The organism is Microcella sp., assembly GCF_046296455.1.
Taxonomy (GTDB): domain Bacteria; phylum Actinomycetota; class Actinomycetes; order Actinomycetales; family Microbacteriaceae; genus Microcella.
The window spans coordinates 1-21,758 of sequence record NZ_JBKBLF010000031.1; the positions used below are offsets into that span (position 1 = coordinate 1).

Below are 21,758 nucleotides of genomic sequence, written 5' to 3' on the forward strand. Positions count from 1 at the left end.
CCGCGACCCTGGCCGCGTGCGCCGCGCGAGGGCGCAGCATCCCCGTCGCGGTTGGCGCGCTTGCGCTGGGCGTTGGCGCCCTGCGAGCGTCCGCCGCCCTCGGGCTGGCGCTGCAGCACCGCGGGCAGCTCGTGCGCGGCCACGCGGGGCGCGACCTCGCCGATCAGGCGCGTGACCGCCGCCGACTCGGTCGTGACCTGCTGGGGCTGCACGCGAATGCTCGCCTTGCGCAGCAGGTCGGCCGTGTCACGGCGCTGCTCGGGCAGCACGAGGGTGACGACGTCGCCCGCGGCGCCGGCACGGGCCGTGCGGCCCGAGCGGTGCAGGTACGCCTTGTGCTCCATGGGCGGGTCGACGTGGATGACGAGCTCGATGTCGTCGACGTGCACGCCGCGCGCCGCGACATCCGTCGCCACGAGCACGCGCACGCTGCCGTCGCCGAACGCGGCGAGGTTGCGGTCGCGGGCCGGCTGCGAGAGGTTGCCGTGCAGGTCGACCGCGGGGATGCCCTGCTCGGTGAGCGACTTCGCGAGCTTCTTGGCGGTGTGCTTGGTGCGCATGAACAGGATGCGGCGGCCGCTGCCCGAGGCGAGCGCGGTGATCATGCGCTTCTTCTCGTCGGCGCCCGAGAGCTCGAACACGTGGTGCGTCATGTCGGCGACGGGCGAGTTGGCCTCGTCGACCGAGTGCATGACGGGGTTGTGCAAGAACTGCTTGACGAGCTTGTCGACCCCGTTGTCGAGGGTCGCGCTGAACAGCAGGCGCTGGCCGTCGTTCGGCGTCGCCTTCATGATGCGCGTGACGCCGGGCAAGAAGCCGAGGTCGGCCATGTGGTCGGCCTCGTCGAGCACGGTGATCTCGACGGCGTCGAGGGTGACGAAGCGCTGCTGCATGAGGTCTTCGAGGCGGCCGGGGCACGCGACGATGATGTCGACGCCCGCGTTGAGCGCCTGCACCTGGCGGTGCTGCGAGACGCCGCCGAAGATCGTCGTGGTCGTGAGGCCGTAGGCCTTCGCGAGCGGCTCGAGCACGGCGTTGATCTGCGTGGCGAGCTCGCGCGTCGGCGCGAGCACCATGCCGAGGGGCGCGCCCTTGCGGCGCGATCCGCCGGCGAGGCGCGTGCCGAGGCGCGCGATCATCGGGATGGAGAAGGCGAGGGTCTTGCCCGAGCCGGTCTTGCCGCGGCCGAGCACGTCGCGCCCGGCGAGCGTGTCGGGCAGGGTGTCGACCTGGATCGGGAAGGCCTCGGTCTTGCCCTGCGCGGTCAGCACCTCGACGAGCGGGTACGGAACGCCGAGGGCGCTGAAGGTCTGGTTCTGGGTGGTCATGGTGGTGCCTTTCGAGCAAGCGCGATCCCCGGCATCCGCGACCGCGTGGTCAGGATGCGGTGCGCGCGATGGATACGCGCAGCAGCAGGAATCGAAGTGGCGACGGCGGCAATGGCCGACATCGTTCGCCGTGAGAAAGTATCGAACCGTTCCGGTGCGCGAGTCAGTGCGCGGGGGACGGGATGAGGAAGCGTTCTACGACGCAGGAGAACTGAGATCAGTTCTGCCTATGTCTCAACCGTAGCAGGTCGCCCCGACGACCGGCCTCAGAGCACCAGGCGCCCGTCGCCGTAGCGCTCCCCGACCGGGATCTCGACGTCGACGACGTTGCCCGCCGGCGCGAGCGGGCACGCCCAGGCCTCGTCGTAGGCGCACGAGGGGTTGTAGGCGAAGTTGAGATCGAGCACGAGCGACCACGGCGCGCGACCCCCGCCGAGGTCGGCGCCCTTGACGGTGTCGAGCAGGTAGCGCCCGCCGCCGTAGGTGCCGCCGGGCACGCGCGAGAGGGCGTCGCGCACGGGCACGAAGAGCCCGCCTCCGTACGAGGCGAGCCGCCACACGTCGAGCGAGCCGACGCCCGGCACCTCGACGAGCCCGAGCCGCTCGAACGGCACGACCCCGTCGGTGCCGGTCTGCACGTCGATGCGCGCAGGATCCGCATCCTGAATCACGCACTCGAACCGCCACCCCGGGTCGTAGGGCTTCACGCGCAGTCCCGTGAAGGCCTCGCGATCGGCGGGCAGCAGGGGCGAGGCGGGGTGGTGGGCGAAGAGCTCGTCGCGCGTGCGCCGCCAGTGATCGTGCGCGGCGGGCAGGTCGGTCGCGGCGCGCAGCTCGGCGTAGAGCGCGGCGATGCGGCGCCGCCAGTCGGCAACAGCGAGGGCGCTCACCGCGCGGTCGGGGGTGGCGCCGGTCGGGGCTCCGGATGCGGTGCTCACGCCCCGCCGCCCCGCACGCTCGCGGGGCCGAACTGGGCGGCCCACCCGGTCGCGAGCCGCGCGATCGCGCGCCCGCGCAGCCGCCAAAACACGGCGAAGCCGAGCCACGCGAACGGCGTCAGCAGCCCCGCGCGCACCTCGAGCGTGTCGTGAAAGCGCGTGCGCGCCTCGGGGCTCAGCGGGTTGGGGCTCACAGCCATGCGGTGGTGCCAGTACGTGACGACCGTCATGGCGCCGCTGATCGGCCCGCCCTCGTCGTGCACGACGCGCGTGCCGTCGAGCAGGGTCTCGTCGCGCAGACGGATGACCTGCGCGCCCATCGGCAGCACCCCGAGCATGCGCAGCCGCACGCGGTGCTCGCCGCCCGGCCACCGGTCGGGGAATCCTCCGGGCTCGAGCGACTCGGCCGTCGTGATGGGCCCCGACACCTGTCGGAACACCGCGGGGGAGTGCAGGGCCTCCCACGCCGCATCAGCCGGGCAGTCGAGCAGCAGATCGAGTCGCACGCGCATGCGCCCAGTCTGCGGCACGTCGATACGATCGACCTGTGACCGGCCCACTCGATGCCTCCGCCCCCGACGAGCAGCAGCGCTACCAGGTGCGCTTCGACGTCGGGCTCGACGGCGCTCGCCGCATCGGCGGCTCGGCCCACCTGCTGGTGTGGTGCGACGGCCTCGCGACCGAGCCCGTGCCGGTGGATGCCCTGCCGCCGCACCTCGAGGTCATCGACGCGCGCTGCGGCGCGGCATCCGCCATCGCGCGGCGGCTGCTCGACCTGCAGGCCGCGCGCGGCGAGCGCACGATGGTCGCGGTCGTCGCGGCGGGGGCGCCGGTGCAGGCGCCGGAGGGCATCCCGGTCGAGGACCACCTGCTCGCCGGCGCCGTGATCGACGCGCTCGGCGCGGTCGGCATCGACGCCACGAGCCCCGAGGCGGCCGTCGCGGCGGCCGGCTTCCAGGGGCTGCGCGGCGCCGTCGCCCACATGCTCAGTGCCTCGGTCGGGGGCAGGATGCTCGCCGCGAGCGAGGGCTCGGACGCCGTGAGCGCGGCGCGGGCGCGCTGGGAATCGCCCGAACTCGTGGTGCTGCGGGAATTCGACCTGCCAGCCTGAGGTTGTGCCGAAGAACCGGCACCACTCGACCGCAGGAGGACCCATGAAGGCTCACGTCAACGGCACCGTCATCGCCGAGGCTCCCGAGAGCGAGCTCATCAAGATCGAGGGCAACTGGTACTTTCCGCCGTCGAGCATCGTCGACGGCTTTCTTTCGCAGAGCCCGACCCCCTACACCTGCCCCTGGAAGGGCGAGTGCCAGTACTTCACCGTGACGGTCGACGGCCAGGCGCTGCCCGACCGCGCGTGGAGCTACCCGACCCCGTACCCGAGCGGCATCGAGCGCGTCGGCAAAGACTTCAGCAACTACGTGGCCTTCTGGAAAGAGGTCAGCGTCTCGGAGTAGGCAGCGAGGAGCGACGGGCGCGCGGCCGGCTCAGCCGGCCGCGGCCTGCCGCTCGTGCCACGTGATGAGCGCGGCACGGCTGAACGCGCGCGAGCAGCGGCCGCACGAGACCTCGCGCCCGGGCCGGCGGAACCGAACGAACTCGTGCCCCCGCGGGCACGACCCGCGCCAGCGCGCGCGGTCGTCGGCGATCGGGCCGTCGTGCGTGACGCCGCCGACGTAGCCGAGCTCGCGCGCGATGCGCCGCCACTCGGCCCCATGGCCCGTTCCCGGGCCGGCGAGCGCGTGGGCGACCTCGTGCAGCAGCGTCTGGTGGATGGCGTCGTCGTCGAAGCGCTCGGCGAGGTGGCGCGAGACCGTGATGCGCTTGCGCCGAAAGTCGCACAGGCCGGCGCGGCGGGTGGCGCGGTCGAAGTCGAAGCTCCAGCTCGCGTCGAGGTGCAGCGCCAGCAGGGCGTTCGCCCAGTGCCGCACCCGCTCGAGATCGCTCACGCCCTCGATGGTAGGCGGCACCCCCGACGCGGCCGCGACGCTCAGCCGCGCGGCGCGAGCTGCACGACCAGCAGGCGGTCGTCGTCGGGGCCGGGCTCGCCGCGACCATCGGTGTTGTTGGTCACGATGAGCAGGCGGCCGTCCGCGGTCGCCACCGCATCCCGGATGCGCCCGAGCCGGTCGACGAAGTGCGCGCGGCTGCCGCTCGGGTCGGCGAGATCGACGCCCCACAGCCGCTGCCCCCGTAGCCCGGTCATGAAGAGCGTGCCCTCGACGATCGCGATGCCGCTCGGGCTCGCCGCGCTCGTCGCCCACTGCTGGACGGGGTCGCGGAAGCCTCCCGCACCGTCGGCACCCTCGACGATCGGCCAGCCGTAGTTGCCGCCGGGCACGATGCGGTTGAGCTCATCCCACGTGTTCTGGCCGAACTCGGCGGCCCACAACTGGCCGTCGGCGTCGAAGGCGATGCCCTGGGGGTTGCGGTGCCCGAGCGAGTAGACGTACGAGCCGGCGGTCGGGTTGTCGGCCGGTACGGCGCCGTCCGGCGTCATGCGCAGAATCTTGCCGGCGAGCGACCCGGGGTCTTGCGCCCGCGCGGTCTGCTGCGCATCGCCGGTGGTCGCGTAGAGCATCCCGTCGGGGCCGAACGCGAGGCGGCCGCCGTTGTGCGTGCGGGCCTTCGGGATGCCCGAGAGCAACACCTCGGGGGCACCCAACCGGTACTGCCCGGGTGTGCCCGTGACCGGCATGCGCACGATGCGGTTGTCTGTTGCGGCCGTGTAGTACGCGTAGAGGTAGGCAGTGCCCTCGTCGCGCGCGGCGAGACCGAGCAGCCCGCCCTCGCCCCCGGGAACGACGCCGGGCACGGTGCCGACGACAGCGACCTGGCCCGACGGCGAGAGTTCGAGAATCCGCGCGGTGTCGCGCTCGCTGACGAACACCGAGCCGGTCGCGACCGGCACGATCGACCAGGGCGCGCGCAGGCCCGAGGCCAGCACCGTCAGGTCGCCGGTCGGGGCGAGAACGGCGAGCGGCTCCGGCGTCGCGGGCGGCTCGGCGGCGGGCTCGCTCGGGGTGGGTGAGCCGAGCGGAGCGAGCCCGCTCGGCGCGGGCGCCGGCCCGGCCGCGGCGCACGCGGTGAGCGCGAGGGTCGTGATGAGGGCGGCGGCGACGGTGGTCGCGCGCGCGGCACGAGGCGATGATCGGCGCATCGACCCTCCTCCCCACGATGATCTGCTCTCGAGGATGCCGCGTGCTCCTGGGCGCACGGTGTGCATCGCCGCGCAGGGTGTACTGTCGGCGAGACACGTGAGGAAAGGTCGTCGATGTCGTTGTTCGAGGCGCTGGGCGGTGAGCCGGGCATCAGCCGGTTCGTCGATGAGCTCGACCGCCGGCTGCTGGCCGACCCCGAGCTCGGGCCGATGTTCGTCGGGGTCGACGGGGCAGGGCTGCAGCGGCACCGCGAGCACTACTTCGCCGCCGTGCTCGGCGGCCCCGAGCAGTACGCCGGGCGCGGACTGCGCGACGCACACCGTCACGTCGGCATCGACGATGCGCAGTTTGACCGGTTCCTCGCGATCGCCGACGAATCGCTCGCGGCGGTCTCGGCGGGGGCCGCGGCGGCCGACGATGTGCGCGACCTTCTCGCGCGGCTGCGGCCCGTTATCGTCGCGGGCGCGTCGGGCTCCATCAGTCGACCGGGCGATCCCGACCGGATCGCGTGAACAGGCTCGTCGAGGGGGCGGGCGAAGGCACCGCCGTCTGATCGCTCACGATGGCCGCGCCCGCGATCCAGTTGACGAGCTCGCGCCCCGCCACGACCGCGGCGGGGTGGGGACCCCGCGCCATGAGCGGCGGCATCCAGTCGAGCGGCAGTCCGCGTGCCGAGGCGATGAGCACGACGTTGCCGAACCGGCGCCCCTTGAGCACGCTCGTCTCGGCGAGTGCCGCCACGTCGTCGAGCACGAGCCGCAGCGTCGCCGCCTGGCCGCGCGCGAACGCGAGGCCCGGTCCATCGGCCACGTTGACGGCGACGATGCCTCCGGGGGCGAGAAAGGCGGCGACCTCGCGGTAGAACTCGACGCTCGTGACGTGGGCGGGAATGCGTGCTCCGCTGAACACGTCGACGACGACGAGGTCGACGGCGCCGTGCAGGGCGGCCGGCAGCCGCGCGAGCATGGCGCGAGCATCCCCGTAGCGAACCCGGATGCCGGAGCGTGCCGGCAGCGGCAAGTGCTCGCGCACGAAGCCGACGAGCGCCTCGTCGAGCTCGATGACCTGCTGGCGTGATCCGGGCCGCGTGGCGTGGATGTAGCGCGGCAGGGTGAGCGCCCCCGCCCCGAGGTGCAGGGCCGTCATCGGCTGCCCGGGGTCGCCCCACTCGTCGATCACGTGGCCGATGCGCTGCACGTACTCGAAGAACAGCCGGCTCGGGTCGTCGAGATCGACGTGCGACTGGGGCGTGCCGTCGACGACGAGGGTGTAGCTGCCGTCGGCCCAGCGGTCGGGCTCGATGACGGCGCGCAGCCCGCTCGGCAGGCGCAGTTCGGCGGCGGCGGTCATGCTCGACAGCGTGCCACACCGCACAGGCGGCCGGCACCGTGAGCGATGCTCGGCGAAAATGAGTAATGCGCGACCTGTGCCCCGTGCCCGGCCCGCGGCAGACTGGAGGGGTTCGGGAGCGGCCCGGCGAGAAGGGAGCACCGGTGAGCCTGTACGACGACATCGGCGGTGCCCCCGCGATCCGCACGGCCGTCACCGTCTTCTACCACCGCGTCACCGCTGACGAGGCGCTCGCGCCCTGGTTCGCGGCCGTCGACCTCGATCGGCTGATGGCCCACCAGCGGGCGTTCCTCACGGTCGCTCTCGGCGGGCCCGACCTGTTCTCGGGGCGGTCGATGAGCGGCGCCCATGCGGGCCTGGCCATCACCGACGACGCCTTCGACGCCGTCACCGAGCACCTCGCCTACGCCCTGCTCGACGTCGGCCTCGCGCACACGCAGGTCGCCGAGATCGTCGCCGGCCTGCAGCCGCTGCGCGCTCAGGTCGTCGAGTCGGCCAACGCGAACGCCTGATCGCCCGCGCTCAGTCCGAGCGCCCCGGCGAGCTCGCCCCGGCGCCGAACGCCGAGCTTGGTGTATGCCGACTGCAGGTGGTTGTTGACGGTGCGCGGCGAGAGAAACAGGCGCCCGGCGATGTCGTTGCTCGCCATGCCGCGGGCCGCGAGCGTCGCGATCTCGCGCTCGCGCGCCGTCAGCGGTTCGAGCTCGGTGCCGAAGTGCAGAGGAGCGGTGGATGCGCCCTCGGTGCGCTCGGCGATCGCCCGTGCGCGCCCGACGAACTGAGCCGCGTCGCGCGCGCGACCGTCACGCCGGGCGGCGTCGGCGGCGAGCGCGAGCGACTCGGCCGCGTGCAGCAGGTAGCCGTGCCGCTCCCACTCTGCGCCGACCTCGGCGAGGCCCTCGAGATCGGCGCTCGCCATGGCCCGGGCCGTGCGGGCCCGCAGCCGCACGACCGGCGAGTCGGCTTCGGCGAGCATGCTCTCGAGCAGGGTCGCGGCCGTCGCCGCGTCGCCGAGGCGCGCGAGATCGAGGGCGAGAATGCTCGCGAAGTCGAGGTCGCCCGATTCCATCCGCTGCCGGGTGCGCAGCTCGAGGCGCTCGCGGGCCGCTGCGGCGTTGCCGCCGACCGCCTCGACCCAGGCCCAGCCCAGCAGCAGCAGCGAGTCGTCCTCGATCATGGCCTCGGGAACCCCCGCGAGCACCTGGCGCGCTTCAGCGATGAGCCCCTGCTGTGCGCGCACGCGCGCGAGCACTCCTCGGCCGAGCGGCTCGTAGCCCGCGGGTCCGCGCGCTCGAGCGCCCGCGATCACGTCTTTCAGCCAGCGCGCCGAGGTCTCGAGGCGCCCCATGGCGAGCATGACGGCGGCGAGCGTGAACTCGGCCTGCCGACCGCGCAGCTCGTCGTCGAGCTCGATCGCCTCTCTCAGCGCATCGGTCGCGAAGTCTTTGGCCTCGTCGAGGCGGCAGGCCTGCGCGAGCGTGACGGCGCGCATGAGGTACGCGACGCGCAGAGGGATCGACGAGTCGTGCAGGCGGGCCGCGGCGAGCGCGCGCTCGGTCGTGCGCAGCGCGTCGTCCGTGCGGCCGAGGGCGACGAAAGGCACGGCGCTGTTGAGGTCGAGCTCGGCCTGCTCGGCGGCGCTCGATCCCCCGGTGATCAGCTCGAGCTCGGCGAGTGCCTCGCGCGGCCGTTCGAGACCGACGAGGATGCGCGCGCGAGCCTGCCGAAGGCGCCGGGCTGCGTCGGGCAAGCGCTCGGGGGCTCCTTCGAGCAGGGCGAGCGCCTCGTCGAACCGGCCGCTCACCGTGATGAGGGCGGTCGTCGTCATGGTGAGGATGCGGGCGGTGCGGTGCTGGTCGAGGGGCGCGGCGTCGTCGAGGTCGCGAGCCCGGGCGAGCGCGAGCAGGGCGTCGTCGACGCGTCCGAGCTTCGTGAGGGCATCCGCGTGGATCAGCAGCAGCTCGGTGTCGACGGTTCCCGACTGCTCGGCCGCCGTCGCGAGTCGCGAGACGAGCTCGAAGTCTTCGGTGAGCAGTGCGAGCCGTGCGGCGTCGCCGAGGAACGCGGCGTCGCCGGGGGCCCCCGCGTCGAGCCGCCAGGTCGCGATGCGCACGGCATCGAGCTCGCGCTCGGGCGATGCCTCGGCCCGGGCCGCGTGATCCAGAAGCAGGTCGATGCGTCGCAACGTGGCAACCCGCGCCTGCATCGCCGCCGCATACTGCGGGTGGGCGATCGTGGCGATGAACCGCCCCGCTTCTGAGCGCAGCTGCACGAGCTGCTGCTGCTCGAGCTCGCCGAGTGCCGCGCGCAGCTCGGGTTCGACGATGTGCGTCAGCGGCACCGACTGGCACACGGCGAGGCGTTGCATGACCTCGAGGTGCGCTGGGGCGAGGCCGCTCAGGCGGCTCGCGATGAGCTCGCCGAGCGCGGTCGAACCGCCCGGGGTTCCCTGCAGCACCCATGACCCGTGGTGCTCGGTGAGCGAGCAGGTCGCTTGGGCGTGCGCGACGAGTTCGCGCAAGAAGAGGGGGTTGCCGCCCGAGGCGCCGTGCAGGGCGACGACAGTCTGGTGCGCGACCGTGTTGCCGAGCACGACGGGCAGCAGCTGATCGACGTCGGCGACCGAGAGCGGTGCGATCGGGATGCGGAGCGCGCGGTCGGCCGTCCACAGCGTCACCATCGGCTCGGGCAGCGGCTCGCCGTCGCGCGCGGTCGCGAGCAGCGTGACCGCCCCGCCGAGCGCGAGCTGGGCGAGCACGGCGACCGAGAGCGCGTCGAGCTGCGGAAGGTCGTCGACCACGACGAGCAGGGGGCCGTCGACGCTGCGCTGCGCGGCGAGCTCTTCTGCGAACGCCATGAGCGTCGCCGTGTCGGTGCCGATGCGCGCGATGTCGTGCCGCGTCGCCCCCATGAGAGGGATGAGGGCGGCGAGCGGCACCGCCGAGAGGCTCGCGCTCGCGACGATGCGGTTGCCGCGCCAGCCCTCGCGCTCGAGCTGCTCGGTGACCTCGCTGGCCAGGCGGGTCTTGCCGACGCCTGCTTCGCCCGAGAGCACAACGAGCGCGATGCGCCCCGACTCGAGCGCCGCCCGAGCCTGCGCCACGAGGGCAGCTCGGCCGACGAGCGGCCAGAGGCCGTCGGCGCGCGCGACGAGCGACTCGGCAGGGGGAGAGCTCATCAGCGGATGCGGTCCTTCGCGACAACCGACAGCGCCAGATCGGCGCTGATCCGAAGTGTACTCAGCGTTCGTCGCACCGGGGGAGGGGCGCATGAGTAATCGATCGCCACGAGTTGAGCAACCGTTGCCCATCTGCCCGAGGCGGGCTTTCGCGACTCTGGAACCACGCCGAACCTCGGCGAGACCGACCTCCCGCTCCACCCCCCTCCTTCCCCCGAACGAAAGCGATCATCATGTCCCTCACCGCCCCGGCGCTCCCCGCCGAGATCCCCCCGCACCACCGTCCTGTTCCGCGCATCCTCGCCGCCTTCGCTGCGGTTGTGCTCGCGCCGGCGACGGCGTTCGCCGGCTCGACCTCGAGTGCTCACGCCGCCGAGAACACCGCCCCGATCGCTGTGCCCGAGTCGTTCACCGTCGAGACCGGCGTGACGCTGACGGTGCCGGCACCCGGACTGCTCGCGAACGACATCGACGCCGAGTCGGCCGTGACGATCGGTCAGTTCACCTCGCCCAACTGGGGCACTGGCTCGGTCAACTGGACGACGGGCGCCTTCACCTACACCTCGCCCCCCGGATTCGTCGGCGACGACTTCGTGCACTACATGGTGATCGACGCCGAGGGCGTGCTCAGCTCGCAGGTCTCGGCCAAGATCACCGTGACCCCCGCCGGAGGTGCCGAGCCGCAGCCGGAGCCCGAGCCGGAGCCGGGGCCCGCCCCCAACACCCCGCCGGTCGGCGTCGACGACTGGTACTACGTGACCCCGGGTCAGCAGTACTCGCTGCCCGGTTCGGTCGTGCTCGCCAACGCCACCGACGCCGACGGCGACCCGATCACGGTGCAGTGGCTGTACGGGCTTCCCGGTGACTTCACCCTGGCCACCGACGGCTCGATCGAATGGAGCGTACCGGCCGACTTCTGCGGCACGTTCGACCTGCAGTACCGGCCCTTCGACGGCATCGATGCGGGCAACCTGACGACGGTGCAGCTGCGGGCCTCGGCCGATGCCAGCGGCGCCTACCTGCCGTGCGCCGACCCGGTGGCGACGATCACCGCGACCGACGACCTGTTCTTCGTCGAGCCCGGGCAGTCGTACAGCCGCAGCGCGATGCAGGGCCTGCTCGCGAACGACCAGCACTCGGCCGGCACCGGCTTCGAGGTCGTCTCGTACTCCGAGCCCGCATCCGGCGCATTCGCCCTGCTCGCCGACGGATCGTTCACCTGGACGGCACCGGCCGACTTCTGCGACGTGCTGACGTTCACGTACGTCGCCGGCGACGGCGCGGTGACGAGCGAGCCCGCAACGGTCACGCTCTTCGCGAGCATCAGCGGAAACACGGTCGAGTGCGACGAGCCCGCCGACGAGCCCGGTGACGAGCCGGTCGACCAGCCCGGTTCGCCGACGATCCCGACCCTGCCGCTGCCGAGCGACCCGGGTGCGCCGGTCGACGAGCCCGGTCAGCCGGAGTACGCGGCCACGCCCGGCCGCGACGGTCTCGCCCAGACGGGCGCCGACGAGCTCGCTCAGGGCATCGGCTGGGGCGCGCTCCTGGCGATTCTGCTGGGGCTCGGGCTCATGGCTCCGCGCCTGCGCCGCGGCCCGGCCGCCTAGCGCCGACGACCCTGAAGGGGCGGGATGCTCATCGCGAGCATCCCGCCCCTCACGCGTCTGCGCATGCCCCTGCCGGCGCACAGGCGCACGGTTATAGCGCAGCGACCGCAATAGGTCAAGAATCGGACTGGACACGGCGGGGCGAGCACGCCTAGTATTGAGGTTTGCGCTCCCATGTCTGATCAGCCGCCATATGGCGGGCGGCGATCGTGCCCCGAGTATAGCGGCGGGGTGGATTCCGATTGCACGGAATCCCCGCGGGTCCGGCGCGTCCATTCGACCGCACTCACCTGTCGACGACCGACAGAATCCGGGCCTTTGTGCCCACGGAGGTTAGATCCTTGGCTGCTGCGCGCACCGCTAAGAACCAGTCCCCCAAGAACGGCCGCACCGCATCGCGGCTCTCTTTCGCCAAGATCAGCGACACGCTGACCGTTCCCGATCTGCTCGCCCTGCAGACCGAGAGCTTCGACTGGCTCGTCGGCAACGACGCCTGGAAGGCTCGGCTCGCCGAGGCGCAGGCCGCTGGCCGCACCGACGTGCCGACGCACAGCGGGCTCGAAGAGATCTTCGAAGAGATCTCGCCCATCGAAGACCTCGGCGAGACGATGCAGCTCTCGTTCACGAACCCCTACCTCGAAGAGCAGAAGTACTCGATCGACGAGTGCAAAGAGCGCGGCAAGACCTACGCCGCCCCGCTCTACGTCGAGGCCGAGTTCATGAACCACATGACGGGCGAGATCAAGACCCAGACGGTCTTCATGGGCGACTTCCCGCTCATGACCGAGAAGGGCACCTTCATCATCAACGGCACCGAGCGCGTCGTCGTGTCGCAGCTCGTGCGCTCGCCCGGTGTCTACTTCGAGCGCCAGCTCGACAAGACGACTGATAAAGACGTCTACACCGCGCGCATCATCCCCAGCCGCGGCGCCTGGCTCGAGTTCGAGGTCGACAAGCGCGACCAGGTCGGCGTGCGCATCGACCGCAAGCGCAAGCAGTCGGTCACGGTGTTCCTCAAGGCTCTCGGCCTGACGACCGAAGAGATCCGCGAGAAGTTCGCCGGCTTCGAGTCGATCGAGCAGACGCTCGAGAAAGACGCCATCCTCACCAAAGAAGAGGCGCTCAAAGACATCTATCGCAAGCTGCGCCCGGGCGAGCAGGTCGCTGCCGAGGCCGCGCGTGCGCTGCTCGACAACTTCTACTTCAACCCGAAGCGCTACGACCTCGCGAAGGTGGGCCGGTACAAGCTTAACCGCAAGCTCGGTCTCGACGCGCCGCTCGCCGAGTCGGTGCTGAGCGTCGACGACATCGTCGCGACGATCCGTTACATGGTCTCGCTGCACGAGTCGCGCACGACCCTGCCCGGTCAGCGCGACGGCAAGCCCGTCGAGCTGCGTCTCGATGTCGACGACATCGACCACTTCGGCAACCGCCGCATCCGCGCCGTGGGCGAGCTCATCCAGAACCAGGTGCGCACGGGCCTCAGCCGCATGGAGCGCGTGGTGCGCGAGCGCATGACGACGCAAGACATCGAGGCGATCACGCCGCAGACCCTGATCAACGTGCGCCCCGTCGTTGCCGCGATCAAAGAGTTCTTCGGCACCTCGCAGCTGAGCCAGTTCATGGACCAGAACAACCCGCTCGCGGGCCTCACCCACAAGCGCCGCCTGTCGGCGCTCGGCCCGGGTGGTCTGAGCCGCGAGCGCGCCGGTGTCGAGGTGCGCGACGTGCACCCCTCGCACTACGGCCGCATGTGCCCGATCGAGACCCCCGAAGGCCCGAACATCGGCCTCATCGGCTCGCTCGCCTCGTTCGCGCGCATCAACGCGTTCGGCTTCATCGAGACCCCGTACCGCCGCGTCACCAAGGGCAAGGTCACGGCCACGATCGACTACCTGACCGCGAGCGAAGAAGACGACCACGTCGTCGCTCAGGCCGGCGCGCCGCTCAACAAAGACGGCTCGTTCGCCGAAGAGCGTGTGCTCGTGCGCCGCAAGGGCGGCGAGGTCGAGCTCGTTCCGTCGGAGCAGGTCGACTACATGGACGTCTCGCCGCGCCAGATGGTATCGGTCGCGACCTCGCTGATCCCGTTCCTCGAGCACGACGACGCGAACCGCGCCCTCATGGGTGCCAACATGCAGCGTCAGGCCGTTCCGCTGCTGCGCTCGGAGTCGCCGCTCGTCGGCACCGGCATGGAGAGCTACGCGGCTGTCGACGCCGGCGATGTCATCACCGCCACGGCGGCCGGTGTCGTCGCCTCGGTCTCGGCCGACTCGGTGACGGTGCAGCTCGACGAGGGCGGCACGCAGGACTACTTCTTGCGCAAGTTCGACCGCTCGAACCAGGGCACGAACTACAACCACCGCGTCGTCGTGAGCGCGGGCGACCGGGTCGAGGTCGGCGAGGTCATCGCCGATGGCCCGGCCACCGAGAACGGCGAGCTCGCGCTCGGCAAGAACCTGCTCGTCGCGTTCATGTCGTGGGAGGGCCACAACTTCGAAGACGCGATCATCCTCAGCCAGAACCTCGTGAAGGACGACACGCTGTCGTCGATCCACATCGAGGAGTACGAGGTGGATGCTCGCGACACGAAGCTCGGAAAAGAAGAGATCACCCGTGATCTGCCGAACGTGAGCCCCGAGCTGCTGGCCGACCTCGATGAGCGCGGCATCATCCGCATCGGCGCCGAGGTGCGCCCCGGCGACATCCTCGTCGGCAAGGTCACGCCCAAGGGCGAGACCGAGCTCTCGGCCGAGGAGCGCCTGCTGCGCGCGATCTTCAACGAGAAGTCGCGCGAGGTGCGCGACACCTCGCTCAAGGTTCCTCACGGCGAGCAGGGCACGATCATCGGCGTCAAGGTGTTCGACGCGCAGGACGGCGACGACGAGCTCGGCTCGGGCGTCAACCAGCGCGTGGTCGTCTACATCGCCCAGAAGCGCAAGATCTCCGAGGGCGACAAGCTCGCCGGCCGCCACGGCAACAAGGGCGTCATCTCGAAGATCCTGCCGGTGGAGGACATGCCGTTCCTCGAAGACGGCACCCCCGTCGACATCGTGCTCAACCCGCTCGGCGTCCCCGGCCGCATGAACTTCGGCCAGGTGCTCGAGATCCACATGGGCTGGGCCGCATCGCGCGGCTGGAAGATCGATGGCGCACCCGAGTGGGCCGAGGGCATTCCCGCGAACGCTCGCGAGGCTGCTCCCGGTACGAAGATCGCGACGCCCGTGTTCGACGGCGCGCGCGAGGACGAGATCGCCGGTCTGCTCGACTCGACTCTGCCGAACCGCGACGGTGTGCGCATGATCGACTCGACCGGAAAAGCGCGTCTCTTCGACGGCCGCTCGGGCGAGCCCTTCCCCGACCCGATCTCGGTCGGCTACATGTACATCCTCAAGCTCCACCACCTCGTCGACGACAAGATCCACGCGCGCTCGACAGGCCCCTACTCGATGATCACGCAGCAGCCCCTGGGCGGTAAGGCCCAGTTCGGCGGCCAGCGGTTCGGCGAGATGGAGGTGTGGGCCCTCGAGGCGTACGGCGCGGCCTACGCGCTGCAAGAGCTGCTCACGATCAAGTCCGACGACATCCTCGGCCGCGTCAAGGTGTACGAGGCGATCGTCAAGGCCGAGAACATCCAGGAGCCCGGTATCCCCGAGAGCTTCAAGGTGCTGATCAAAGAGATGCAGTCGCTGTGCCTGAACGTCGAGGTCCTCTCGGCCGACGGCTCCGTGCTCAGCCTGAAAGACACGGACGACGAGGTCTTCCGTGCCGCTGAAGAGCTGGGCATCAACATCTCCACCCGCTTCGAGTCCTCGTCGATCGACGAGATCTGATCCGGGCCCCGTACTCGCACAACGCTGACGACTGCAAGTAAGAGAAGAGAAATCTGTGCTCGACGCAAAAACTTTCGATGAGCTCCGCATCGGCCTCGCGACCGCCGACGACATCCGTCGCTGGTCGCACGGTGAGGTGAAGAAGCCGGAGACGATCAACTACCGCACGCTCAAGCCCGAGAAGGACGGCCTGTTCGGCGAGCAGATCTTCGGGCCCTCCCGCGACTGGGAGTGCTCGTGCGGCAAGTACAAGCGGGTGCGCTTCAAGGGCATCGTGTGCGAGCGCTGCGGCGTGGAGGTCACCAAGTCCTCCGTGCGCCGCGAGCGCATGGGCCACATCGAGCTCGCCGCTCCGGTCACGCACATCTGGTACTTCAAGGGTGTGCCGAGCCGCCTCGGCTACCTGCTCGACATGGCGCCGAAAGACCTCGAGAAGGTCATCTACTTCGCCGCCTACATGGTCATCTCGATCGATGAAGACGGCCGCCACGCCGATCTGCCCGGGCTCGAGAACGAGCTGCGCCTCGAGATCAAGACCCTCGAGGGCCAGCGCGACGCCGGCATCGCGACGCGCATGCAGCGTCTCGAGACCGAGCTCGCCGAGCTCGAGGCCGAGGGCGCCAAGGCCGACCAGAAGCGCAAGGTGAAAGACGCTGGGGAGAAAGAGATGGGGCAGATCCGCAAGTCGTTCGACGAGCAGATCGCTCAGCTCGAGCGTGTGTGGGAGGACTTCCGCACCCTCAAGGTCGGCGACCTCAAGCCGGAGGACTCGGTATTCCAAGAGCTGCAGGACCGCTTCGGCCTGTACTTCGAGGCCCACATGGGCGCCGAGGCCATCAAGAAGCGCCTCGAGGCCTTCGACCTGGCCGCCGAGAGCGAGCTGCTGCACGAGCAGATCGCCACGGGCAAGGGTCAGAAGAAGATCCGCGCCATCAAGCGCCTGAAGGTCGTCAACTCCTTCCTGCAGACCGGCAACTCGCCGGCCGCGATGGTGCTCGATGTCGTGCCGGTGATCCCGCCCGAGCTGCGCCCGATGGTGCAGCTCGACGGCGGCCGCTTCGCGACCTCCGACCTCAACGACCTGTACCGCCGCGTGATCAACCGCAACAACCGTCTTCGTCGTCTGCTCGACCTCGGTGCACCCGAGATCATCGTCAACAACGAGAAGCGCATGCTGCAGGAGGCCGTCGACGCGCTGTTCGACAACGGCCGCCGCGGTCGTCCGGTCACGGGCACCGGCAACCGCGCGCTCAAGTCGCTCAGCGACATGCTCAAGGGCAAGCAGGGCCGGTTCCGCCAGAACCTGCTCGGCAAGCGCGTCGACTACTCGGGCCGTTCGGTCATCGTCGTCGGCCCGCAGCTCAAGCTGCACCAGTGCGGCCTGCCGAAGCTCATGGCGCTCGAGCTGTTCAAGCCGTTCGTCATCAAGCGCCTCATCGACCTGGGCCACGCGCAGAACATCAAGAGCGCGAAGCGCATGGTCGAGCGGTCGCGCCCGCAGGTGTGGGACGTGCTCGAAGAGATCATCCGCGAGCGCCCTGTGCTGCTGAACCGCGCGCCCACGCTGCACCGACTCGGCATCCAGGCCTTCGAGCCGCAGCTCGTCGAGGGCAAGGCCATCCAGCTGCACCCGCTCGTCTGCGCGGCGTTCAACGCCGACTTCGACGGCGACCAGATGGCCGTGCACCTTCCGCTGTCGGTCGAGGCGCAGGCCGAGGCCCGCATCCTCATGCTCGCGTCGAACAACATCCTGAAGCCGTCCGACGGCCGCCCGGTGACGGTTCCGACGCAGGACATGATCATCGGTCTGCACCACCTCACGACCGTGCGCGAGGGCGCTGCTGGCGAGGGCCGCGCGTTCTCGTCGGTCGCCGAGGCGATCATGGCCATGGATCAGGGCTCGCTTCACCTCAACGCCCCGGTGCGCATCCGCCTCTACGGCGAGAAGTTCGCCGACGGCCGCGAGCTGCGCGAGACGACCCTCGGTCGCGCGCTCTTCAACGAGCAGCTGCCCGCCGACTACCCGTTCGTGGATGCTGTGGCCGACAAGGGAGCGATCTCGCAGATCGTGAACGACCTCGCCGAGCGCTACCCGAAGACGGTCGTCGCCGCGACGCTCGACAAGGTGAAAGACGCCGGCTTCTACTGGGCGACCCGCTCGGGCGTGACGGTGGCGCTCAGCGACGTTCTGACCCCGCCGAAGAAGAAGCAGATCGTCGCGGAGTACGAGAAGAAGGCCGCGAAGATCCAGGGGCAGTTCGACAAGGGTCTGACGACCGATGACGAACGGCGCCGCGAGCTCGTCGAGCTGTGGACGGAGGGCACGAAGGCCGTCAACGACGAGATGCGCGCCAACTTCCCGGCCGACAACACGATCAACCGCATGGTCACCTCGGGTGCCCGAGGCAACTGGCTGCAGGTCGGCAACATCGCCGGTATGCGCGGTCTGGTGTCGAACCCGCGCGGTGAGATCATCGCCCGCCCGATCATCAACTCGTACCGCGAGGGCCTGTCGGTGGCGGAGTACTTCATCGCCACGCACGGTGCCCGCAAGGGTCTGGCCGACACCGCTCTGCGCACGGCCGACTCGGGCTACCTGACCCGTCGACTCGTCGACGTGGCGCAGGACGTCATCATCCGCGAAGAGGACTGCGGCACGGGCAAGGGCCTCGACTTCACCATCGCGCACGCGGTCGACGGGGGCTGGGTGCGCGACGACAACGTCGAGAACCTGGTGTTCGCGCGCACGCTCGCGACCGACGCCGTCAGCGCCTCGGGCGAGATCGTCGCGCAGGCCGGCGCCGATGTCGGCGACGTGCTGATCGACGAGCTCGTCGCTGCGGGCGTCGCCGAGATCAAGGTGCGCTCGGTGCTCACGTGCGAGTCGGCGGTCGGCGTCTGCGCCGCCTGCTACGGCCGCTCGCTGGCCACCGGTACGCGCGTCGACCTCGGTGAGGCCGTCGGCATCATCGCGGCGCAGTCGATCGGCGAGCCCGGCACGCAGCTCACGATGCGCACCTTCCACACCGGTGGTTCGGCCTCTGCGGCCGACATCACGCAGGGTCTGCCCCGCGTCACCGAGCTGTTCGAGGCGCGCACGCCGAAGGGCGCGAGCCCGATCGCCGAGAGCGCCGGTCGCATCAGCATCGACGACAGCGGTGCGCAGTTGAAGATCGTGCTCACGCCCGACAACGGCGAAGACGAGGTCGCGTACGTCGTCTCGAAGCGCGCGCGCCTGCTCGTGGAGGACGGCCAGCACGTCGAGCTGGGTCACCAGATCTTCGTCGGCACCGTCGACCCGAAGGAGGTGCTGCGCGTCAAGGGCGTGCGCGCCGTTCAGCAGCACCTCGTCGAGGGCGTGCAGGGGGTCTACCGCTCGCAGGGCGTGCCGATCCACGACAAGCACCTCGAGGTCATCGTGCGCCAGATGCTGCGCAAGGTCACGGTCGTCGATCACGGCGAGACCGAGCTGCTGCCGGGTGAGCTCGTCGACCGTTCGAAGTACAACCAGATCAACCGCGCCGCGCTGGCCGAGGGCAAGAAGACCGCCTCGGCCCGCCAGGAGGTCATGGGTATCACCAAGGCCTCGCTCGCCACCGAGTCGTGGCTGTCGGCCGCGTCCTTCCAAGAGACCACCCGCGTGCTCACGCAGGCGGCCATGGAGGGCAAGCGCGACCCGCTGCTGGGCCTCAAGGAGAACGTGATCATCGGCAAGCTGATCCCGGCCGGTACCGGTCTGCCCGCGTACCGCAACGTCACGGTCGAGGCGACAGAGGAGGCGAAGGCCGAGCGGTACCCCAACCGCATCTTCGCCGACGACACCGCCTTGACCGAGGCCGACCTGTCGTTCGTCGACTTCGACACGTTCTCGAGCGACGACTACACGCCGGGCACGTACAACTAGGCACGAACCCGCACCGAGTGCGCCCGCGAAGCCGCCAGGCTCCGCGGGCGCACTCGTTATGGGGGCAGACCCGCGCCGCCTTGTGCGCTTGACTATCGCTCATGAGATCGATTCGGGATGCGGGGTTCACGCTCGTCGAACTCGTGGTCGTCATGGTCATCATCGGCATCCTCGCGGCGATCGCCGTGCCGATCTTCCTCGCCACTCTGGATCAGGCCCGTGCTGCAGCCCTCCAGGCGGCTCTCGCGACCGCACGCCTCGAGGTGGCGCTCGTCATCGTTGAGGAGGAGGCCCTCCCGGCCGGATCCGAGCTCGACGAGATCCTCGAGGCGCACGGCGACGGCGAGATGACGCTGGCGTTGACCGGTTCGGGAACCGACTTCTGCATCCAGGGCGTGCACGCCCTCGTCGACGAGCCGTGGGCCGTCACCCAGCGGAACGCTCCCGTTTCAGGCGCCAGTTGCGCGCCCGACGGCTCGCTCGTTGTCCCGTGACCCAACCGGGCCGCCCTCCGGTTCGAATACACGGTGAGTCCCGCCGACCGGCTGTGGCTCATGTGATCAATGTGACTGGTGTGGACTACCCCCGAACGCGGGACTATTGTCGGCAGTACGGCGTGTCGTACCGTGACGGTCAGGCAGTCCGTGCAAGCCCCCCATCGTCGGGTGGCGAGCGTCCAGGGGGGAGGGTTCTGCTGTGGTATCCGTGAGCGAAGTACTCATCATCCGTGGGCTGCTGCCCATCGAGACGCTCGACAAGGTGCGCGACGAGGGCGATGACGCCGTCGTCGGAGATCTCATCGAGCGCGGCCTCGTCAGCTCCTCGCAGGTCGCATCGGCCAAGGCCGAGGTCGCCGGGCTCTCGTTCGTCGAGCTCGCCGAGTACCCCGTCGACCGTGCCGCCGTGGCGCTCGTGCCGGCCCAGCTCTGCCGCCGGCACAACATCCTGCCCATCCATGCCACCGCCACGACCATCACGCTCGCGATGGTCGAGCCCGGCGACGTGCTCGCGATGGACGACGTGCGCGCCCTCACCCGTATGCACGTCGTCGCGGTCGTCGCGGAGAAGAACGACCTCGTCGCGGCCATCAACCGGCTGCACCGCGCCGACAGCGAGCTGAGCGACCTCTCGACCGCGATTCAAGAGGAGTCGACGCCGAGCCAGACCGACGAGGTCGCGCTGCGCGAGGCCGACGCCGACGACGCCCCGATCGTGCGCTTCGTGAACCTCATCATCGGCCAGGCGATCCAAGACCTCGCGTCTGACATCCACATCGAGCCCGGCGAGTTCGAGATGCGGGTTCGCTACCGCATCGACGGAGTGCTGCACGATGTGCAGCAGGCGCCCAAGAACATTCAGAACGGCGTCATCTCGCGCCTCAAGATCATGAGCGACATCAACATCGCCGAGCGCCGGCGGCCGCAGGACGGCCGCATGTCGGTGCAGCACGGCGGCCAGGTGATCGACCTGCGTGTCGCGACCCTGCCGACCGTGTGGGGCGAGAAGGTCGTCATGCGCATCCTCGACAACAACGCCACGCGTCGCGACATCGGCGACCTCGGCATGCTCGACCGCAACCTCACGGTCTACCGCAACTCGTACACGAAGCCCTACGGCATGATCCTCGTGACGGGGCCGACCGGTTCGGGCAAGTCGACGACGCTCTACACGACCTTGCACGCGGTCGCCCGGCCCGAGATCAACGTGATCACGGTCGAAGACCCGGTCGAATACCGCATGGCGGGCATCAACCAGGTGCAGGTCAACCCGAAGGCCGGGCTCACCTTCGCGAGCGCGTTGCGCAGCATCCTCCGGTCCGACCCCGACGTCGTGCTCATCGGTGAGATCCGCGACCAAGAGACCGCCCAGATCGCGATCGAGGCCTCGCTCACGGGTCACCTCGTGCTCTCGACGCTGCACACCAACGATGCGCCGAGCGCCATCACGCGACTCATCGAGATGGACATCGAGCCCTTCCTGGTCGGCTCGGCCCTCGACTGCGTCGTCGCCCAGCGCCTGGCCCGCAAGCTCTGCGACCGGTGCAAGCAGCTGCAGGAGTACGAGCTCGGCCATCTCGACAACCTCGGGTTCGGTCGGCGAGACGACGAGATCAACCCGCGGTTCTACCACGCGGTCGGCTGCTCGGCCTGCTCGGGAACCGGGTACCGCGGACGCCTCGCGCTGCACGAGGTCATGTACGTGACCGAAGAGATCGAGCGGCTCGCCGTCGCTCGTGCCTCGAGCGCCGAGATCATGCACACCGCGACGCAGCAGGGAATGCTGACGCTGCGGCAAGACGGCTGGGCGAAGGTTCGCGCCGGCATGACCTCGATCGAAGAGGTCCTGCGCGTGGTCGCTTGACGACACGCGCTCGTTGCGCGGCCGCGTCGGGGGGCGCGGCGGCCCCCCCAAAGAGGAAGGGGGTGGCGACGCGGTCCCCCCCCAAGGGGGACACA

16 protein-coding genes are annotated in these 21,758 nt (G+C 70.2%); 9 read left to right on the forward strand and 7 right to left on the reverse strand.

Annotated features, from left to right (window positions below; all coding sequences use genetic code 11):
- The 3 genes from ACK4HH_RS12130 to ACK4HH_RS12140 form a co-directional block, all read right to left on the reverse strand.
- The coding region (locus tag ACK4HH_RS12130) for a DEAD/DEAH box helicase (protein WP_409652296.1) at window positions 1–1,328 on the reverse strand (1,328 nt) is incomplete at its 3' end.
- Window positions 1,329–1,594: 266 nt separating this feature from the next.
- Entirely contained in the window at window positions 1,595–2,266 is a 672-nt protein-coding gene (locus ACK4HH_RS12135; protein ID WP_409652298.1) for a DUF1684 domain-containing protein, read from the reverse strand.
- Window positions 2,263–2,778 carry a hypothetical protein gene (locus tag ACK4HH_RS12140; protein ID WP_409652301.1) on the reverse strand — a complete coding sequence of 172 codons (516 nt, stop codon included), beginning with the start codon at window positions 2,776–2,778 and terminating at the stop codon, window positions 2,263–2,265. The genes ACK4HH_RS12135 and ACK4HH_RS12140 overlap by 4 nt, the downstream gene beginning before the upstream one ends.
- 35 nt (window positions 2,779–2,813) lie before the next feature.
- Here ACK4HH_RS12140 and ACK4HH_RS12145 point away from each other — a divergent pair, with 35 nt between their 5' ends.
- Both ACK4HH_RS12145 and ACK4HH_RS12150 read left to right on the forward strand, forming a co-directional pair.
- Window positions 2,814–3,377, forward strand: coding sequence for a hypothetical protein (locus ACK4HH_RS12145; protein ID WP_409652303.1), 564 nt, complete (start codon window positions 2,814–2,816; stop codon window positions 3,375–3,377).
- A 43-nt stretch (window positions 3,378–3,420) separates the two neighbouring features.
- Entirely contained in the window at window positions 3,421–3,723 is a 303-nt protein-coding gene (locus ACK4HH_RS12150; protein WP_409652306.1) for a DUF427 domain-containing protein, read from the forward strand.
- 30 nt (window positions 3,724–3,753) lie between these two features.
- Here the strand turns inward: ACK4HH_RS12150 and ACK4HH_RS12155 are convergent, their stop codons facing one another.
- Window positions 3,754–4,215, reverse strand: a complete 462-nt coding sequence (locus ACK4HH_RS12155; protein ID WP_409652309.1) for a SprT-like domain-containing protein — start codon at window positions 4,213–4,215, stop codon at window positions 3,754–3,756.
- A gap of 41 nt (window positions 4,216–4,256) precedes the next feature.
- Window positions 4,257–5,426 carry a PQQ-dependent sugar dehydrogenase gene (locus ACK4HH_RS12160; protein WP_409652312.1) on the reverse strand — a complete coding sequence of 390 codons (1,170 nt, stop codon included), beginning with the start codon at window positions 5,424–5,426 and terminating at the stop codon, window positions 4,257–4,259.
- 114 nt (window positions 5,427–5,540) lie between these two features.
- Between ACK4HH_RS12160 and ACK4HH_RS12165 the strand changes: the two genes are divergently transcribed.
- Window positions 5,541–5,939 carry a group I truncated hemoglobin gene (locus ACK4HH_RS12165; protein WP_409652315.1) on the forward strand — a complete coding sequence of 133 codons (399 nt, stop codon included), beginning with the start codon at window positions 5,541–5,543 and terminating at the stop codon, window positions 5,937–5,939.
- On the opposite strand, the gene ACK4HH_RS12170 is transcribed toward ACK4HH_RS12165, so the two are convergent.
- Window positions 5,905–6,777, reverse strand: a complete 873-nt coding sequence (locus ACK4HH_RS12170; RefSeq protein ID WP_409652318.1) for a spermidine synthase — start codon at window positions 6,775–6,777, stop codon at window positions 5,905–5,907. The genes ACK4HH_RS12165 and ACK4HH_RS12170 overlap by 35 nt on opposite strands.
- 143 nt (window positions 6,778–6,920) lie before the next feature.
- Here ACK4HH_RS12170 and ACK4HH_RS12175 point away from each other — a divergent pair, with 143 nt between their 5' ends.
- Window positions 6,921–7,289 (forward strand): group I truncated hemoglobin, encoded by a 369-nt coding sequence (locus ACK4HH_RS12175; protein ID WP_409652321.1) that lies wholly within the window; start codon window positions 6,921–6,923, stop codon window positions 7,287–7,289.
- On the opposite strand, the gene ACK4HH_RS12180 is transcribed toward ACK4HH_RS12175, so the two are convergent.
- Entirely contained in the window at window positions 7,256–9,955 is a 2,700-nt protein-coding gene (locus tag ACK4HH_RS12180) for a LuxR C-terminal-related transcriptional regulator (RefSeq protein ID WP_409652324.1), read from the reverse strand. The genes ACK4HH_RS12175 and ACK4HH_RS12180 overlap by 34 nt on opposite strands.
- 233 nt (window positions 9,956–10,188) lie before the next feature.
- Between ACK4HH_RS12180 and ACK4HH_RS12185 the strand changes: the two genes are divergently transcribed.
- From ACK4HH_RS12185 to ACK4HH_RS12205, 5 genes are all read left to right on the forward strand, one after another.
- The gene (locus ACK4HH_RS12185) at window positions 10,189–11,565 is read left to right on the forward strand and encodes an Ig-like domain-containing protein (protein ID WP_409652328.1); all 1,377 of its coding nucleotides are present in this window, start codon (window positions 10,189–10,191) and stop codon (window positions 11,563–11,565) included.
- 341 nt (window positions 11,566–11,906) lie between these two features.
- Window positions 11,907–15,398 (forward strand): DNA-directed RNA polymerase subunit beta, encoded by a 3,492-nt coding sequence (rpoB, locus tag ACK4HH_RS12190; protein ID WP_409652331.1) that lies wholly within the window; start codon window positions 11,907–11,909, stop codon window positions 15,396–15,398.
- A gap of 55 nt (window positions 15,399–15,453) precedes the next feature.
- A complete protein-coding gene (rpoC, locus tag ACK4HH_RS12195; RefSeq protein WP_409652333.1) occupies window positions 15,454–19,302 on the forward strand; it encodes a DNA-directed RNA polymerase subunit beta' in 3,849 nt (1,282 codons plus the stop codon).
- A 101-nt stretch (window positions 19,303–19,403) separates the two neighbouring features.
- A complete protein-coding gene (locus tag ACK4HH_RS12200) occupies window positions 19,404–19,796 on the forward strand; it encodes a type IV pilin protein (protein WP_409652336.1) in 393 nt (130 codons plus the stop codon).
- Between the two features lie 202 nt (window positions 19,797–19,998).
- The gene (locus ACK4HH_RS12205; protein ID WP_409652339.1) at window positions 19,999–21,663 is read left to right on the forward strand and encodes a GspE/PulE family protein; all 1,665 of its coding nucleotides are present in this window, start codon (window positions 19,999–20,001) and stop codon (window positions 21,661–21,663) included.
- The last annotated feature ends 95 nt before the right edge of the window (window positions 21,664–21,758 follow it).

What these genes read in the sequence shown, in the direction of transcription:
- ACK4HH_RS12165 (WP_409652315.1), top strand. Translation starts at nt 5,541, where the DNA reads ATGTCGTTGTTCGAGGCGCTGGGCGGTGAGCCGGGCATCAGCCGGTTC.
- ACK4HH_RS12170 (WP_409652318.1), bottom strand. Translation starts at nt 6,777, where the DNA reads ATGACCGCCGCCGCCGAACTGCGCCTGCCGAGCGGGCTGCGCGCCGTC.
- ACK4HH_RS12185 (WP_409652328.1), top strand. Translation starts at nt 10,189, where the DNA reads ATGTCCCTCACCGCCCCGGCGCTCCCCGCCGAGATCCCCCCGCACCAC.
- ACK4HH_RS12140 (WP_409652301.1), bottom strand. Translation starts at nt 2,778, where the DNA reads ATGCGCGTGCGACTCGATCTGCTGCTCGACTGCCCGGCTGATGCGGCG.
- ACK4HH_RS12150 (WP_409652306.1), top strand. Translation starts at nt 3,421, where the DNA reads ATGAAGGCTCACGTCAACGGCACCGTCATCGCCGAGGCTCCCGAGAGC.
- ACK4HH_RS12200 (WP_409652336.1), top strand. Translation starts at nt 19,404, where the DNA reads ATGAGATCGATTCGGGATGCGGGGTTCACGCTCGTCGAACTCGTGGTC.
- ACK4HH_RS12180 (WP_409652324.1), bottom strand. Translation starts at nt 9,955, where the DNA reads ATGAGCTCTCCCCCTGCCGAGTCGCTCGTCGCGCGCGCCGACGGCCTC.
- ACK4HH_RS12160 (WP_409652312.1), bottom strand. Translation starts at nt 5,426, where the DNA reads ATGCGCCGATCATCGCCTCGTGCCGCGCGCGCGACCACCGTCGCCGCC.